This is a genomic window from Nocardia alni, assembly GCF_019038435.1.
GTDB classification, from domain to species: Bacteria; Actinomycetota; Actinomycetes; order Mycobacteriales; family Mycobacteriaceae; genus Nocardia; species Nocardia alni.
The window spans coordinates 87,300-101,327 of sequence record NZ_JAGPOX010000001.1; the positions used below are offsets into that span (position 1 = coordinate 87,300).

General features: G+C 67.5%; 15 protein-coding genes. 10 read left to right on the forward strand and 5 right to left on the reverse strand.

What is annotated here, in order from left to right; genetic code table 11:
• Window positions 1-21: 21 nt before the first annotated feature.
• Entirely contained in the window at window positions 22-1,500 is a 1,479-nt protein-coding gene (locus JZ791_RS00375) for an FGGY-family carbohydrate kinase (RefSeq protein ID WP_216892040.1), read from the forward strand.
• A gap of 220 nt (window positions 1,501-1,720) precedes the next feature.
• Here JZ791_RS00375 and JZ791_RS00380 read toward each other — a convergent pair whose 3' ends face one another.
• Entirely contained in the window at window positions 1,721-1,993 is a 273-nt protein-coding gene (locus JZ791_RS00380; protein ID WP_216892041.1) for a hypothetical protein, read from the reverse strand.
• 332 nt (window positions 1,994-2,325) lie between these two features.
• Here JZ791_RS00380 and JZ791_RS00385 point away from each other — a divergent pair, with 332 nt between their 5' ends.
• The 6 genes from JZ791_RS00385 (at window position 2,326) to JZ791_RS00410 (ending at window position 7,676) form a co-directional block, all read left to right on the forward strand.
• Entirely contained in the window at window positions 2,326-3,369 is a 1,044-nt protein-coding gene (locus tag JZ791_RS00385; protein WP_216892042.1) for an adenylate/guanylate cyclase domain-containing protein, read from the forward strand.
• Window positions 3,370-4,024: 655 nt separating this feature from the next.
• Window positions 4,025-5,026 carry an ATP-binding cassette domain-containing protein gene (locus JZ791_RS00390; RefSeq protein WP_216892043.1) on the forward strand — a complete coding sequence of 334 codons (1,002 nt, stop codon included), beginning with the start codon at window positions 4,025-4,027 and terminating at the stop codon, window positions 5,024-5,026.
• A gap of 28 nt (window positions 5,027-5,054) precedes the next feature.
• Window positions 5,055-5,888 (forward strand): ABC transporter permease, encoded by an 834-nt coding sequence (locus JZ791_RS00395; RefSeq protein ID WP_216892044.1) that lies wholly within the window; start codon window positions 5,055-5,057, stop codon window positions 5,886-5,888.
• A 39-nt stretch (window positions 5,889-5,927) separates the two neighbouring features.
• Window positions 5,928-6,122, forward strand: a complete 195-nt coding sequence (locus JZ791_RS00400; RefSeq protein WP_216892045.1) for a hypothetical protein — start codon at window positions 5,928-5,930, stop codon at window positions 6,120-6,122.
• Window positions 6,123-6,259: 137 nt separating this feature from the next.
• The gene (locus tag JZ791_RS00405) at window positions 6,260-6,787 is read left to right on the forward strand and encodes a peptidylprolyl isomerase (RefSeq protein WP_308162674.1); all 528 of its coding nucleotides are present in this window, start codon (window positions 6,260-6,262) and stop codon (window positions 6,785-6,787) included.
• A 19-nt stretch (window positions 6,788-6,806) separates the two neighbouring features.
• Window positions 6,807-7,676 carry a rhomboid family intramembrane serine protease gene (locus tag JZ791_RS00410; RefSeq protein ID WP_216892047.1) on the forward strand — a complete coding sequence of 290 codons (870 nt, stop codon included), beginning with the start codon at window positions 6,807-6,809 and terminating at the stop codon, window positions 7,674-7,676.
• 11 nt (window positions 7,677-7,687) lie between these two features.
• On the opposite strand, the gene JZ791_RS00415 is transcribed toward JZ791_RS00410, so the two are convergent.
• Together JZ791_RS00415 and crgA are read right to left on the reverse strand one after the other, a co-directional pair.
• Window positions 7,688-8,137: a PH domain-containing protein gene (locus tag JZ791_RS00415; protein ID WP_308162676.1), complete on the reverse strand. Its 450-nt coding sequence runs from the start codon at window positions 8,135-8,137 to the stop codon at window positions 7,688-7,690.
• A gap of 65 nt (window positions 8,138-8,202) precedes the next feature.
• Window positions 8,203-8,466 carry a cell division protein CrgA gene (crgA, locus tag JZ791_RS00420; protein WP_216892048.1) on the reverse strand — a complete coding sequence of 88 codons (264 nt, stop codon included), beginning with the start codon at window positions 8,464-8,466 and terminating at the stop codon, window positions 8,203-8,205.
• A gap of 182 nt (window positions 8,467-8,648) precedes the next feature.
• Here crgA and JZ791_RS00425 point away from each other — a divergent pair, with 182 nt between their 5' ends.
• The 3 genes from JZ791_RS00425 to JZ791_RS00435 all read left to right on the forward strand — a co-directional run bounded on the left by JZ791_RS00425 (window position 8,649) and on the right by JZ791_RS00435 (window position 10,514).
• On the forward strand, window positions 8,649-9,287 hold the full coding sequence (locus JZ791_RS00425) for an aminodeoxychorismate/anthranilate synthase component II (protein WP_216892049.1): 639 nt from the start codon (window positions 8,649-8,651) through the stop codon (window positions 9,285-9,287).
• A gap of 61 nt (window positions 9,288-9,348) precedes the next feature.
• The gene (locus JZ791_RS00430) at window positions 9,349-10,056 is read left to right on the forward strand and encodes a RibD family protein (protein ID WP_216892050.1); all 708 of its coding nucleotides are present in this window, start codon (window positions 9,349-9,351) and stop codon (window positions 10,054-10,056) included.
• The gene (locus JZ791_RS00435; RefSeq protein ID WP_216892051.1) at window positions 10,053-10,514 is read left to right on the forward strand and encodes a deaminase; all 462 of its coding nucleotides are present in this window, start codon (window positions 10,053-10,055) and stop codon (window positions 10,512-10,514) included. Before JZ791_RS00430 ends, JZ791_RS00435 begins: the two co-directional genes overlap by 4 nt.
• A 7-nt stretch (window positions 10,515-10,521) precedes the next feature.
• Here JZ791_RS00435 and pknB read toward each other — a convergent pair whose 3' ends face one another.
• Complete coding sequence (gene pknB / locus JZ791_RS00440; RefSeq protein ID WP_216892052.1) at window positions 10,522-12,414, reverse strand: Stk1 family PASTA domain-containing Ser/Thr kinase; 1,893 nt, start codon at window positions 12,412-12,414, stop codon at window positions 10,522-10,524.
• Entirely contained in the window at window positions 12,411-14,027 is a 1,617-nt protein-coding gene (locus tag JZ791_RS00445) for a protein kinase domain-containing protein (RefSeq protein WP_216892053.1), read from the reverse strand. The genes pknB and JZ791_RS00445 overlap by 4 nt, the downstream gene beginning before the upstream one ends.
• Window position 14,028 lies beyond the last annotated feature (1 nt).

Here is a 14,028-nt window from a genome sequence, read left to right on the forward strand (position 1 = left end):
TGAGCGCATACGCTGACGGTCGTGGAATTGCTGGTTGGCATTGATCTCGGCACGGGGAGTAGCAAGGGGGTTCTGGTTCGGGCCGATGGGGTTGTGGTGGCCGAGCATCAGGTGGCGCACGAGATATCGTTGCCGCGGCCGGGGTGGGCGGAGGTCGACGCGGTCGGGATGTGGTGGGACGAGGTGTGCCTGATCAGCCGGGCGCTCGTCGATGCCGCGCCTCGCGGGTCGCGTATAGCCGGGGTGTGTGTCAGTGGCGTGGGCCCGTGCCTGGTGCTGTGTGACGAACACGACGATCCGGTGCGGCCGGCGATCCTGTACGGCATCGACACCCGGGCCTCGGCCGAGATCGCCGATTTCACCGCGGAATTCGGCGCCGCGGAGATTCTTCGGCGGGCGGGCAAATCGCTGTCCAGCCAGGCGGTCGGGCCCAAGATCGAATGGGTGCGCCGGCACGAGCCCGAGGCCATGGCCCGGGCGCGCCGCTGGTACGGCTCGAACTCCTTCGTCGTGGCCAAGCTGACCGGTGAATACGTGCAGGACCACCACACGGCCAGTCAGTGCGATCCGCTGTACGCGATCCGCGATTTCGATTGGAACGCCGACTGGGCCGGGCGAATCCTGGGCGAGCTTGCGCTGCCCCGGCTGGCGTGGCCCGGCGAGGTGGTCGGCACGGTCACCGCCGAGGCGGCCGATCGGACGGGGATCGCGGCCGGTACTCCCGTGGTGGCCGGAACGGTGGATGCCTACGCCGAGGCGTTCAGCGTCGGGGTGCGCAACCCCGGCGATCTCATGCTGATGTACGGCTCGACGATGTTCCTGGTGCAGGTACTGGACAAGTTCCACACCAACTCGGCACTGTGGACGACCACGGGCGTCGAGGCCGGTACGTACGCCCTCGCGGCGGGCACCTCGACCGCGGGGAGCCTGGCCCAGTGGCTGCAGAAGATCACCGGCGGTGCGCCGTTCGACGAATTGACGGCCGAGGCGCTGGCTGTGCCGCCGGGATCCGAGGGGCTGGTGGTGCTGCCCTATCTGGCGGGTGAGCGGACCCCGGTATTCGATCCCGACGCGCGCGGGGTGGTCGCGGGGCTGACCCTGCGGCACGGGCGCGGACATCTGTTCCGGGCCGCGTACGAGGGGATCTCCTTCGGCATCCGGCAGATCCTGGAGATGTTCGATGATGCCGACTCGCCGGTCGTGCGGGCGGTGGGGGTCGGCGGCGGACTGCGCAGCCCGGTCTGGGCGCAGGCGCTCAGCGACATCACGGGGCTGACCCAGTTGGTGCCCGAGCAGGCCATCGGCGCCAGCTACGGTGATGCGCTGCTGTCGGCAATCGGCGTGGGATTGGTTGCGCCCGAAACGGATTGGGCGCGCATCGACCGGGAGGTGCCGCCGGACCCGGCCAATCGCGAGCGCTACGACGCGCTGTACGAAACCTGGCTGCAGCTGTACCCCGCGACCCGCGAACAGGTGCATCGACTGGCGGAATTCGGCTGACCGGCCGCCCGGCCGAGACGCATTCGCCTCGCTCGAGGCCGTACCCACCGTCGACGGGCAGTTCGACGCCGTTCATCGCGGCCAGGTCGGCGGCGAGAAACAGCGCGGCGTCGGCGACGTGCGCCTCGAACTGGCCCGCCGCCTAGCCGAGGAATGGCTGGGCTACCGCTTCGACCCGGTTCGGCCTCGGCGGCGAAGGGCCGCTACGAAGACCGCTGAATCAGTGGTTGTAGTAGTACTTCAGGTTCGGGTAGACCAGGCTGCCGTCGTCCGGATAGGGGAAGCAGCCGCCGCCACCGCCGAGGGCGAATCCCCCGGAATTCGCCGCGGCGGTCTGGCACTGGCTCTTTCCGGTCGGTTCCTGGTTGCCTTGGGTGTAGGGGCCGGACGCATTCGGTTGTGGCGTAATCGGATTGGCGGCCGCTATGCCTGCGGCTCCACCCGCGAGAATTCCCAGGGAAATCACACCGACTGCAATGCTCTTACGAACCATGACAACACTCCTGCGTTCCGGCAATTCACGCATACCTACTGGTCCCCGCAGGGTAGGTCGGGAAAGCACCGCCGGGGAGATGTATTTCATTCAAGGTCACACCTATTTCGTTCATAGGCGTATACGAACCGTAAATTCCTATGATTGTAAATAATATTAATGGACATATTGGACAATGATTAGAACCCGGTGAACGAGCTGGGAATAGTCTGAATACCGGGTGTGAGAATGTGGGAAATGATCACAGCCGGTGGTTGACGGACCGCGAGTTGGGTTGTGACACAGCACGGTGCGTGCGGATGTGCACCCCATGTCCCCGTATCGTCGTGCAGATGGATCGCGCGGAGTTGTCGGCACTGGTGCAGGCGGTGGTCGAGCCGTACCTGCTGGGGGGACCGCGCCGGTACGACCGCGGTGAGGTGGCGCGTCGCGCCGGTTCGCCGGTGGAATCGAATCGGCGGCTGTGGATTTCGCTGGGGTTCGCGGTCGGCCCGGACGACGAGACGGCCGAGTACACCGATGCCGATGTGGCCGCGGTGCGTAATTTCCGCCGCCTGGACGCCCTGGCCTCCACCGATGTGCGTCGCCAGTCCGCGTCCGTGCGCACCATGGGGCAGGCGATGGCGCGGCTGGCCGAATGGCAGGTCGACCTGGTGGTCGAGGAGATCGGGAACCGGATCGACGCGATCACCGCGCAGGATCCGCGGGCGGATCCGGAGGTGGTGGCGCGGGAGGCGACCGAGGAGGTCGTCACGTCCCTGCAGGAGTTGCTGGCGTACGCGTGGCGGCGGCATCTGGCGGCGGCCCTGGATCGTTCGGTCGGCGGGTACGGCGGCGACAGCGTGCGCGAGATGGCGGTGGGTTTCGCCGATATGGTCGGCTACACCCGGCTGACCCGGCACCTGATCGCCGAGGAGTTGTCGGACCTGCTGGAGACGTTCGAGGCCGTGACCACCGCGGCGATCACGGCCAACGGCGGCTGGGTGATCAAGAACGTCGGTGACGAGGTGATGTTCGCGGCCGATACGGCCGTGGTCGGGGCGCGCATCGGGTTGGACATTCAGGAGGCCGCGGCGGCGCAGACCCGCCGAGGCGTATCCGATGCCACCACGATGCCCGAGTTGCGGGTGGGCCTGGCCTACGGGGATGTGCTCCAGCGATTCGGCGATCTGTACGGTTCGACGGTGAATACCGCGGCGCGGCTGACAGGTGTCGCGCGGCCCGGCACGGTGCTGATCGACGATGGCGCCGCGCACCGGCTTGCCGGGGAGCCGGAGTTCGCGATGCAGCATCTGCGCAGTGTGCGTGTGCGGGGGATCAGCCGACTCGGATCACATGTGCTTCGCCGCGCGTCGGAGGCAGGTCATCAGGCGTGATCCACGGTCCGAAATACCTGGAAAATTAGGAGCGGGCCTCGGCGAAGGGGGGGAGTTTGCCGAGGCCCGCGTAAGGTCGGCCCGGGGGGGAGGGGCCGACGTGAATGATCCTACGCGACGATTCGCGATTGTGTGCGTATGACGGCTGCCACTTTTCGGAAAAATTTTGCGGAGGCCGTATCCGGGGTGGTTCGGACTGGTTGCCATGGAGTTGTCCAGCCGCTGGTTCCTTGCTTGAAACCGTTGATACACAACAGATTACGTGTGCCGGTACCCCGGGTTTTCGGTCTGCGAAACGTTCATTATCTGCCGGTCGGTAGGTGATCGCTGGCACCATTGAGCCACCGAAATCCCCCGCGCGTACATGCACTCGGGCGTGTCCCGGTAGGGGGCGGATCGGGCGATGTGAGTAGCGGTCCGCGGCAGAGTCGAGTAGCGCGTTACTCGCGCCGGCGGGCCCATCCCGGGACGACGATGACATCGGCCGCATCCCGCCGGCACCCCCGAGCACCCGCCGGATCCCCGGGATGCGGCCTCCTGCGTTTCCGCGCCGCTCCCACGCTTCCACGCTGGTAGCGCCGATATTCGGATGAAGTTGTCGGTGGTCTGGGCAATACTTGGCTTCGATATCCCACTCCACCGCGGCAGGAGGGACATGCCCGACGCCATCATCGTCGAGGGGCTGGTCAAGAAGTACGGTCGTCTGATCGCCCTCGACGGCTTGGACCTCACCGTGCCCGAGGGCACCGTGACAGCTCTCCTGGGCCCCAACGGCGCCGGGAAGACCACCACCGTCCGCGTGCTGACCACTCTGCTGACGCCCGATTCCGGTCGCGCAACGGTCGCCGGGATCGACGTGCTGCGGCAGCCGCAGCGGCTGCGGGCCCATATCGGCGCCTCCGGCCAGTACGCGGCCGTCGACGAATATCTGACCGGATTCGAGAACCTCGAGATGGTCGGGCGGCTCTACCACCTCGGCGTGGCGCGCAGCAAGGAGCGGGCCCGCGAGCTGCTGGATCGCTTCCGCCTCAGCGACGCCGCGGATCGTCCGGTGAAGGGCTACTCCGGCGGTATGCGACGCCGTCTGGACCTGGCCGGGGCCCTGGTGGCCAATCCGCCGGTGCTGTTCCTGGACGAGCCGACCACCGGCCTGGATCCACGGGCCAGGCTGGATCTCTGGGATGTCATCGAGGAGCTGGTCGCCGGCGGCACCACGCTGCTGCTCACCACCCAGTACATGGAGGAGGCGGATCGCCTGGCCGACGCGATCGCGGTGATCGACCACGGCCGGGTCATCGCCCGCGGCACCGCCGACGAGCTGAAGGCCATGGTCGGCGGCGACCGCATCGAGCTCACCGTGGACCATGTCGACAGGCTGGAGGTCGCGCGAGCGGCGCTGGCCCCGCTGGCGGTCGGGGAGATCCACCTCGAACCGGGCCTGCGGCGCATCACCGTTCCGGTGAGCGACGGCTCCCAGGCGCTGGTAGACGCGATCGGCCGCCTGAGCGCCCACGAGGTGACGATTCAGGACGTCGGTCTGCGACGGCCCTCGCTCGACGACGTCTTCCTGACCCTCACCGGGCATGACGCGGGTGAGCTGATCAACGGCGACGGCCCGGGCGCGGCGCTCGAACAAGCCACGGAGGGATCGCGATGAGTGAGCCGAGCGCCGGCGAGGCGGAGTCATGAGTCTGGTTGCCGACGCACCGTCGCCGCTGGCCCGCCTGACGATGATGGTCAGCGACAGCATCACCATCACCAAGCGCAATGTGATCAAGATCCGCCGGGTGCCCGACGTGCTGATCTTCTCGACGCTGTCGCCGATCATGTTCGTGCTGCTGTTCGCCTTCATCTTCGGCTCGGCGATCAAACTTCAGGGCACCTCGTACCGGGAATTCCTGATCGCCGGGATCTTCGCGCAGACCGCGGTGTTCGGCTCCACGTTCACCGGCACCAGCCTGGCCGAGGATATGCAGAAGGGCATCATCGACCGGTTCCGCTCGCTGCCGATGGCGCCGGCGGCCGTCCTGGTCGGTCGCACGGTCGCCGATGTGGTGATCAACGTGGTCAGCCTGGTGGTGATGTCGGTGACAGGTCTGCTGGTCGGCTGGCGTATCCGCGGATCGCTGCTGGACGCGGTGCTCGGCTATGTGCTGCTGTTGCTGTTCGCCTACGCCGTGTCGTGGCTGATGGCCCTGGTCGGGCTGCTGGTCCGCACGCCGGAGGTGTTCAACAACGCGAGCTTCATAGTGATCTTCCCGCTCACCTTCATCGCGAACACCTTCGTGCCCAGTGCCGAATTGCCGACGCCGCTGCGAGTGTTCGCCGACTGGAATCCGGTTTCGGCGGTCACGCAGGCCGTCCGCGATCTGTTCGGCAATACCAGTCCACTCGCTGCGCCGCCGCAGGTGTGGTCGATGCGGCATCCGGTGGTCACCACGCTGATCTGGGTGGTGGTGTTGCTGGCGATCTTCGTGCCGCTGTCGCTGCGTCAGTTCAAACGCACGGTCAGCCGGTGAGGCGTGGCAGACACCCGGCTGCTGTGACACAGTGGTCGCATGCAGTTGGGGACCCCTCGTAAGCCGGGCCGGTTGCGCAACCGGTTGATCGTCGCAGTTCTGGTGGCAGCCGTAGGCGGTACCGCGTGGCGCGTGGCCACGCGTCGTCCGCAGTTGCCGCAGCCCGCCCCGGAACCTCCGCGTCTGGGATATGCCACCAACGGCTCGAGCGCCCAGCACGCGGTCCAGCATTAGCGATTCTCGGCCTGCCGGGTCGAAATCGGCTACCGGGGCGTATTCGTTCGCCGGTGTGTCGTCCGGGATACGACAAGTGAAGTGGCTGCTCGGTGTTGACTCGAGAAGTAACGGGCTCCCGTGGCACGATGTTCGGCGTGACTTCACCGAATCAGACCTCCGTGGCAACGTTGCATACGAACCACGGCGATATCAAGATCTCACTTTTCGGCAACCATGCCCCGAAGACGGTGCGCAACTTCATCGATCTGGCCAACGGTTCGGCGCCGTATTCGACGAAGAATGCGAAGGGCGAGACCGCCGGCCCGTTTTACGACGGCAGCGTCTTCCACCGCGTGATCGACGGATTCATGATTCAGGGCGGCGACCCGACCGGCACCGGCCGCGGCGGCCCCGGGTTCGAATTCGGCGACGAGTTCCACCCGGAGCTGCGCTTCGATCGTGGGTACCTGCTGGCGATGGCGAACGCGGGACCAGGCACCAATGGATCGCAGTTCTTCATCACCGTGGGACCGCAGTCGCATCTGAACCGCCGCCACACGATCTTCGGCGAGGTGGTCGATCCGGATTCGCGCAAGGTGGTCGACGCCATCGCCACGACCCCCGTCGATCGCAACGATCGGCCCAAGGATCCGGTCGTGATCTCCGGCGTCACCCTCGGTTAGTTCGTACGGAGTTGTGCTCGTGAACCCTCAGCCGCCCGCACCGACCTGTTTCCGCCATCCCGACCGGGTCACCGGTCTGGCATGCACTCGGTGCGGGCGGCCTGCCTGTCCGGAATGCCTGCGCCCGGCCGCCGTCGGACAGCAGTGCGTGGAGTGCGTCGCGCAAGGACAGCGCGCCACGCCGCAGGTGCGAACCCCGGTCGGGGCGCCGGTGACCACCCGGCCCACGCCGTACGTGACCTACGCGCTGATCGCGCTCAACGTCGCGGCCTACGCGTTCACCGCCGTGCAAGCGCACAGCGTGGCCCACAACAGCGATTCCACGCTGTTCTACGACTGGGTGCTCGCGCCACAGGAGGTGGCGCAGGGGCAGTGGATCCGGGTGGTCGGCGGGGCGTTCCTGCACTTCGGTCCGATCCATCTGGCCGTCAATATGTTCGCGCTGTTCATCCTGGGCCGCGATGCGGAGACGGTGCTGGGCCGCACCCGCTATCTGGCGATCTACCTGACCTCGCTGCTGGGCGGCGCGGCCGCGGTGATGTGGCTGGCCCGTGATTCGGCGACGGCGGGCGCCTCGGGTGCGATCTTCGGTCTGTTCGGTGCGCTGGCCGTCGTGCTGTTGCGGCTGCGACGCAGCCCGACCCAGCTGCTGGTCGTGATCGTGATCAACCTGATCATCAGCGTGTCGGTGCCCGGGATTTCGCTGTGGGGTCACCTCGGCGGCCTGGCCGCGGGAACCCTCGCGACGGTGGGTCTGCTGTATGTGCCGCGGTGGCTGCGGGTGCGTTCGCAGGCGGCGGGCCTGCGGATCGGCTGGGCCGCGCTGGCGGCCGTGGCGGTGCTGGCGGTTGTACTGATCGCCGGGGCGGCCGCGGCGATCGGTTCCTGACAGCGTTCAGCTCAGCTGACGGCCAGCCCGTGCGCGACGAGCGCGTCCATGACGTCCTGGGGATGGGTACCGAGATCCCAGCGGCCGAAGATCAGCAGGCGGTCCTCGCCGTGATGGTCGATATCGAGCTCGAGGTTGGGCACCGAGCGGCCGAGGCGTCGAAAGCTCACCACTCGCGCCCGCACGATCCGTTCCGGGGAATACTTCTGCGCCCCGAGCAGCCCGCGCACGACCAGCGTGGGCGGCGTGCCGGGCACGATGGACAGCCGCGGGCGCTGGCGCAGACCCACGGCCGCGAGGATCAGCAACAGCACGGCCGCGAGTCCGACCAGCAGCCGGCTCGGGCCGTCGTCGGCGACCATGGCGGCCGCGCCCAGTGCGATACCGCCCACGACCGCCGCCGCGAGCGCGAGCGGTGGGGTGGACCATTGCAGCCGGGATACGGGCTCGGATGCCGTCACGGTCCCCACTCGCTCCTCGAGTTGTCCACAACCTCATCCACAGGTGTGCATGAATGACATGGATGTCAACGCCAGCGCATCGTCATGACCAAGCCGATGACCATGAGTCCGAAGCCGATCAGGAAGTTCCAGGCATTGAGGCTGGCCATCCAGCTGATCTTGTCGTTGGCCAGGTAGTACACCAGCAGCCACGCCAACCCGGCCAGCATGAAGCCGAGCATGATCACGACGTACCACACGGGGGAGGGGCCGCCCTTGACCTTCACCGGGATGCGGCTGGCGGGGTTGACCGAGTAGTCGGTCTTCTTGCGGACCTTAGACTTGGGCATGACGTCCTCGTGTTCGGGTACAGGTCTTACCGGCGGGGGCGCAGCACGCGACGACGCCCGGCGCAGCCGGTCTGTACTCAGGCTATCCCAGCTGGGTATACGTATGGGGGCCGGACTGTTGTCGACGGGGCGGGCAGGTATTCCCGTGACGGCGTGTCGGGCCACACCGTAGGCTTTCTGTCATGCGTGTACTGGTCGTCGACAATTACGACAGCTTCGTGTTCAACCTGGTGCAGTATCTGGGTCAGCTCGATGTCGAGGCCACAGTCTGGCGCAACGACGATCCCCATCTGGACGATGTGGACAAAGTCGTCACCGAATTCGACGGCCTGTTGATAAGTCCGGGCCCCGGCACGCCCGATCGCGCGGGCGCCAGCATCGAGCTGGTCCGCGCCTGCGTCCGCCACAGTGTGCCGCTGCTGGGCGTATGCCTGGGCCATCAGGCGATCGGCGAGGCGTTCGGCGCGACCGTCACCCGCGCGCCCGAACTCCTGCACGGCAAGACCAGTTCGGTCTTCCACAACGGCGGCGGCGTCCTGGCCGGCCTGCCGAATCCGTTCACCGCGACCCGTTATCACTCGCTCACCGTGGTGGAAGATACCCTCCCCGAGGAGATCGAGGTGCTCGGCCGTACCGACAGCGGGATCGTGATGGCGGTGCGGCACCGTGCCCTGCCCATCCATGGGGTGCAGTTCCATCCCGAATCGGTACTCACCCAGGGCGGGTACCGGATGCTCGCCAACTGGCTGGAAGTCTGCGGTCACCGGCCGCCCGAGCAGCTGATCGAAGCGCTGGAGGCCGAGGTCGCGGCGCTGGTGTAGGGCCTGAGCTCACCCACCCCGCCGGCGTCGGCGCACCGTCCCCCTGTGATGTGATGGGTCCGTGGCGCATCGTCCGTATGTCCTGTTGTCCGCCGCGGTGAGTGTCGACGGCTATCTCGACGACGCGAGCCCGGATCGGCTGCTGCTGTCGAATCCCGAGGACTTCGACCGGGTCGACGCCGTGCGCGCGGACTGCGATGCCATCCTCGTCGGCGCGAACACCCTGCGCCGCGACAACCCCCGGCTGCGCGTGGCCGACGAGGGTCGTCGTGCCCGGCGAGTGGCGGCCGGAAAGCCCGAGCACCCGGTGAAGGTCGTCGTCAGCGCGAGCGGCGAACTGGATCCGGCCCTGAAGGCCTGGCGGCACGGCGGGGATCGGCTCGTCTACACCACCGATGCCGGAGCGGCCCGGCTCGGGACCACCCTGTCCGGCCTGGCCGAGGTCGTATCGCTCGGAGCGGACATAAGTTTCGGCGCACTGCTGGACGACCTCGGCCGTCGCGGCGTAGCGCGTCTGATGGTGGAGGGCGGTGGCCGAATTCACACCGCCTTCCTGTCCGCCGGCCTGGCCGACGAACTGCTCCTGGCCGTGGCCCCGATCCTCGTCGGCGACCCGGACGCACCCCGCTTCCTGCATCCCGCCGGGTATCCCGGCGGCCCGAGTCGCAGAATGGAACTCGCCGATCTCACCCGCGTCGGCGATGTCGCCCTGCTGCGATACCTGCCGAAAACCGATGTGCCGAAACCGGATAGAGGTGTTCACGCATGAACCAGGATCGCCTATGGATGCGGCACGCGATCGGCCTGGCCCGGCTGTGCCCCAAGAGCACGACCGCCTTCGCGGTCGGCGCGGTCATCGTCGGCGCGGACGGAGTCGAACTCGCAGACGGTTTCTCGCGTGAGACCGACCCGAAGGTACACGCCGAGGAAGCCGCGCTGAACAAGCTCGGCGACGAGCCGTCGACACGCGACGCGCTGGCCCACGCCACCATCTACAGCACCCTCGAACCCTGCTCACAGCGCGGCTCGGCGGATCGCGTCCCGTGCACCGACCGCATCCTGGCCGCCGGCATCCGCCGCGTCGTCATCGCCTGGCGAGAACCGGCCACCTTCGTCACGAACTGCGTCGGCGTGGAGAAACTCCGCGAACACGGCATCGAGGTGATCGAACTGGCGGACATGGCCGACGAGGCCATGTCCATGAACCGCCACCTCGATCTGAACTGAGCAAGAACTACGGCGGGCCGAGCACACCCGTCACGATCGTGACGGTCGAGTTCTTCCCGACCGACGAGCCCGCCTTGGGCTGCTGATCAACGATCCGCCCGACGGTCCCGGTGTCGAAAGTGCCCTGGGTGTTCTGGTCGATCTGCCCGGCGCCGCCGGTCCAGCCCGCCGAGCGCAACTTGTCCATCGCCTGCGACGCGGTCAGCCCGGTCAGATCCGGCATCGGGATCTGGTCGCCCGCCGACACCTGCACCGTCACGACCGAACCCTTGTCGGCCATCGAGCCACCGGACGGATTAGTGCCGATCACCTCGCCCTTGGGGCGCGAGGAGGCCAGCTGCTGCACCTGGACCTTGAATCCGGCGCTGTCCTGGAGGTTGGGTTCGGCCACATCGAGCGACTGGCCCACCACCTGCGGCACACGAGTCTGATCCGGGCCCTTGCCCAGGGTGATGGTCACCGTGCCGCCGGAGTCCACCTTGGCCCCCTCGGGCGGATTCTGGCTGACGACCTTGTCCTTGTCCTCGACGCTGGAGGAGCCGTGGCCGATATTCGGGTCCAGGCGCAGGCCGTTCGCGTTGAGCTGCTGCTCGGCCTGCGCCTGGGTGAGCTTGGCCAGCCGCGGCACCGGGATGGATGCCGGGCCGGTGGACACCTGCATGGTGACGGTGCTGCCCTTGGGCGCGCGTGAACCACCCTGCGGTTCGGTCGCGATGACGTTGCCGCTGGCGACCTTACCGTCGGTCGTCTGCTGGATGGCGACCGCGAATCCGGCCTTCTGCAGTTCGGCCTGCGCCTGCGGCGCCGGTTTATTGGCCAGGTCCGGGATCTGGACCTGGTTGAACGCGCCGCTGGGGCCCAACAGTACCCAGTACAGGACGAACAGCCCGACCACGACGGCCGCACCGACTCCGCCGAAGATCAGGGTGCGGCGGGTGTCGCGCGAGGGCGCGGGTTCGGCATCCTCGGCATCGTCTTCGCGGTAACGCGGGGAGCCGTCGACGCTGCCCAGCAGGGTGGTGCGGTCCTCATCGGTCATCACCATCGGCGCCAGCGGTTTCTGCCCGCCCAGCACGCGGATGAGATCGGCGCGCATCTCCGCGGCCGTCTGGTAGCGGTTGGCCGGATTCTTGCTCATCGCCTTGAGCACGACCGAATCCAGTTCGCGCGGTACGCCGGGATGCACGGTGGAGGGCAACTTCGGATCCTCGCGCACATGCTGATACGCCACCGCCACCGGCGAATCTCCGGTGAAAGGCGGCTCGGCGGTGAGGATTTCGTAGAGCACGCAGCCGACCGAGTACACATCCGAGCGCGCGTCGACCTGTTCGCCGCGGGCCTGTTCCGGCGAAAGATATTGGGCGGTACCGATGACCGCGGCGGTCTGCGTCATCGGATTCGAGCTGTCGGCGATCGCGCGGGCGATGCCGAAGTCCATCACCTTCACCGCACCCTGGCGGTTGATCATGATGTTCGCCGGCTTCATGTCGCGGTGCACGATGCCGTTCTTGTGGCTGAAATCCAGTGCGGCGCAGACGTCGGCGATGACCTCCATGGCACGGCGTGGCGCCAGCGGACCCTGACCGCGCACGAGATCGCGCAGGGTGTCACCGTCGACGTACTCCATGACGATGTAGGGCAGCGGGCCGCCGTCGATCTGCGCCTCGCCGGTGTCGTACACCGCGACGATCGCCGGATGGTTCAGCGCCGCGGCATTCTGCGCCTCTCGCTTGAAGCGCAGATAAAAGGTCGGATCGCGGGCCAGATCGGCGCGCAGCACCTTGATCGCGACATCGCGGCCCAAGCGTTCGTCCCGGGCCCGGTGGACCTCGGACATACCTCCGAATCCGATGATCTCGCCAAGCTCATAGCGAGAAGACAGATTCTTCGGGGTTGTCATTGCTGTCCTTGAGAGGAGGTTTCCGGGACCTGGTTGTCGTACTGTCTGCGTCCGTAGGGGCCGTTGTTCTGGTTGTAGCTGCCGCTGTATTGCTGCCCGTTGTACGGGCCGTTGCCGTACCTGTTGTTGTACCTGTTGTTGTACTGATTGCCGTACTGCCCGCCGTAAGGGTTCTGAACCGTCGGTAGGTCCATGGACGGGTAGGGCGAGTCACCGGTGGCCCAGGGTGGCAGGAAATGACGGCCGGTGGTCGTCGTGGGGGAGTCCTGTGTGGTCGTCGAATCGGGGGTGGTCGTCGAGGGGGTCGTCGACGGGGTGGTGGTCACGACCGGCGGCGCGTGGTGGTGCGTGGTCGTGGGTGAGTCCTCGGTGGTCGTCGGCTCCTCGGTGGTGGTCGGGACCGTCGTCGGGGCGACCGTCGAGGTCGGCGTGACAACCGGCACCGAATTCTGCGGCGGATGACCGCTGAGCAGGACGTAGGCCGCGGCGCCGCCGATCAGCACCGCGCCGATACCCAGGGCGAACAGCCACTTCTGCCACCGGCCCGCACGCGCCTCGTCCTCGTCGAACGGCGGGCTGGTGGGACGGCCGGGCATCTGCGAGGTCGAGCCCGCCGCGTACGACCGACCGGACGTCGGGTAATGCCCACCGTCCTCGTACTCGTCGTAGTCGTCGTAGTCGTGCGGCATCACGGTCGTCGCGCCGGTCGGCGGCGGCAGCACCCGGGCGGCGCCGGTCGGTGCCGCCCCCGGACCGCGCATCGTGCGCGGCGGCGGCGGACGGCGCCCGGCCCGCACCGCGGCCACCGCGTCGGCGAACTCGCCGCCGCTGCGATACCGCTGGGACGGATCCTTGGTCATGGTGACCTCGATCAGCTCGCGCACATTGGGCGGCAGATCCGAGGGCATCGGCGGCGGGGCCTCGCGCACATGTTTCATCGCGACGGTGAGCGCGCCGTCACCGGTGAACGGCCGCTGCCCGGCCAGCGCCTCGTAGCCGACCACGCCGAGGGAGTACACGTCACTCGAGGAGGTGGCGTCCTCGCCGGTCGCCTGTTCCGGCGCGATGTACTGGGCGGTGCCCATCACCATGCCGGTCTTGGTCACCGGGGAGGCGTCCACGGCCTTGGCGATGCCGAAGTCGGTGATCTTCACCTGTCCGGTCGGCGTCACCAGGATGTTGCCCGGCTTCACGTCGCGGTGCACGACACCGGCGGCGTGCGCCACCTCGAGCGCCCGCCCGGTCTGCTCGAGCATGTCCAGGGCCTGTACCACCGACAACCGGCCCAGCCGGTTCAGCACCGTGTTGAGCGGTTCGCCCTGCACCAATTCCATGACCAGATAGGCGGTTTCGCCGCCTTGCGGGTCGAGTGTCTCGCCGTAGTCGTAGATGCCCGCGATGCCCGGATGGTTGAGCTGCGCGGTGGTCTTGGCCTCGGTGCGGAACCGCATGCGGAAGGTCGGGTCCGCCGAGAACTCGGCCTTGAGCACCTTCACCGCCACCCGGCGGTCCAGCCGGGTGTCCAGGGCCTCCCAGACCTGACCCATGCCGCCGGTGGCGATCAGGCGTTGCAGTCGGTACCGGTTCGCGATCATCGCGCCGTTGGTCAGCATT

What these genes read in the sequence shown, in the direction of transcription:
- JZ791_RS00400 (WP_216892045.1), top strand. Translation starts at nt 5,928, where the DNA reads ATGCAGTTGGGGACCCCTCGTAAGCCGGGCCGGTTGCGCAACCGGTTG.
- pknB (WP_216892052.1), bottom strand. Translation starts at nt 12,414, where the DNA reads ATGACAACCCCGAAGAATCTGTCTTCTCGCTATGAGCTTGGCGAGATC.
- JZ791_RS00435 (WP_216892051.1), top strand. Translation starts at nt 10,053, where the DNA reads ATGAACCAGGATCGCCTATGGATGCGGCACGCGATCGGCCTGGCCCGG.
- JZ791_RS00445 (WP_216892053.1), bottom strand. Translation starts at nt 14,027, where the DNA reads ATGCTGACCAACGGCGCGATGATCGCGAACCGGTACCGACTGCAACGC.
- JZ791_RS00425 (WP_216892049.1), top strand. Translation starts at nt 8,649, where the DNA reads ATGCGTGTACTGGTCGTCGACAATTACGACAGCTTCGTGTTCAACCTG.
- crgA (WP_216892048.1), bottom strand. Translation starts at nt 8,466, where the DNA reads ATGCCCAAGTCTAAGGTCCGCAAGAAGACCGACTACTCGGTCAACCCC.
- JZ791_RS00385 (WP_216892042.1), top strand. Translation starts at nt 2,326, where the DNA reads ATGGATCGCGCGGAGTTGTCGGCACTGGTGCAGGCGGTGGTCGAGCCG.
- JZ791_RS00390 (WP_216892043.1), top strand. Translation starts at nt 4,025, where the DNA reads ATGCCCGACGCCATCATCGTCGAGGGGCTGGTCAAGAAGTACGGTCGT.
- JZ791_RS00395 (WP_216892044.1), top strand. Translation starts at nt 5,055, where the DNA reads ATGAGTCTGGTTGCCGACGCACCGTCGCCGCTGGCCCGCCTGACGATG.
- JZ791_RS00380 (WP_216892041.1), bottom strand. Translation starts at nt 1,993, where the DNA reads ATGGTTCGTAAGAGCATTGCAGTCGGTGTGATTTCCCTGGGAATTCTC.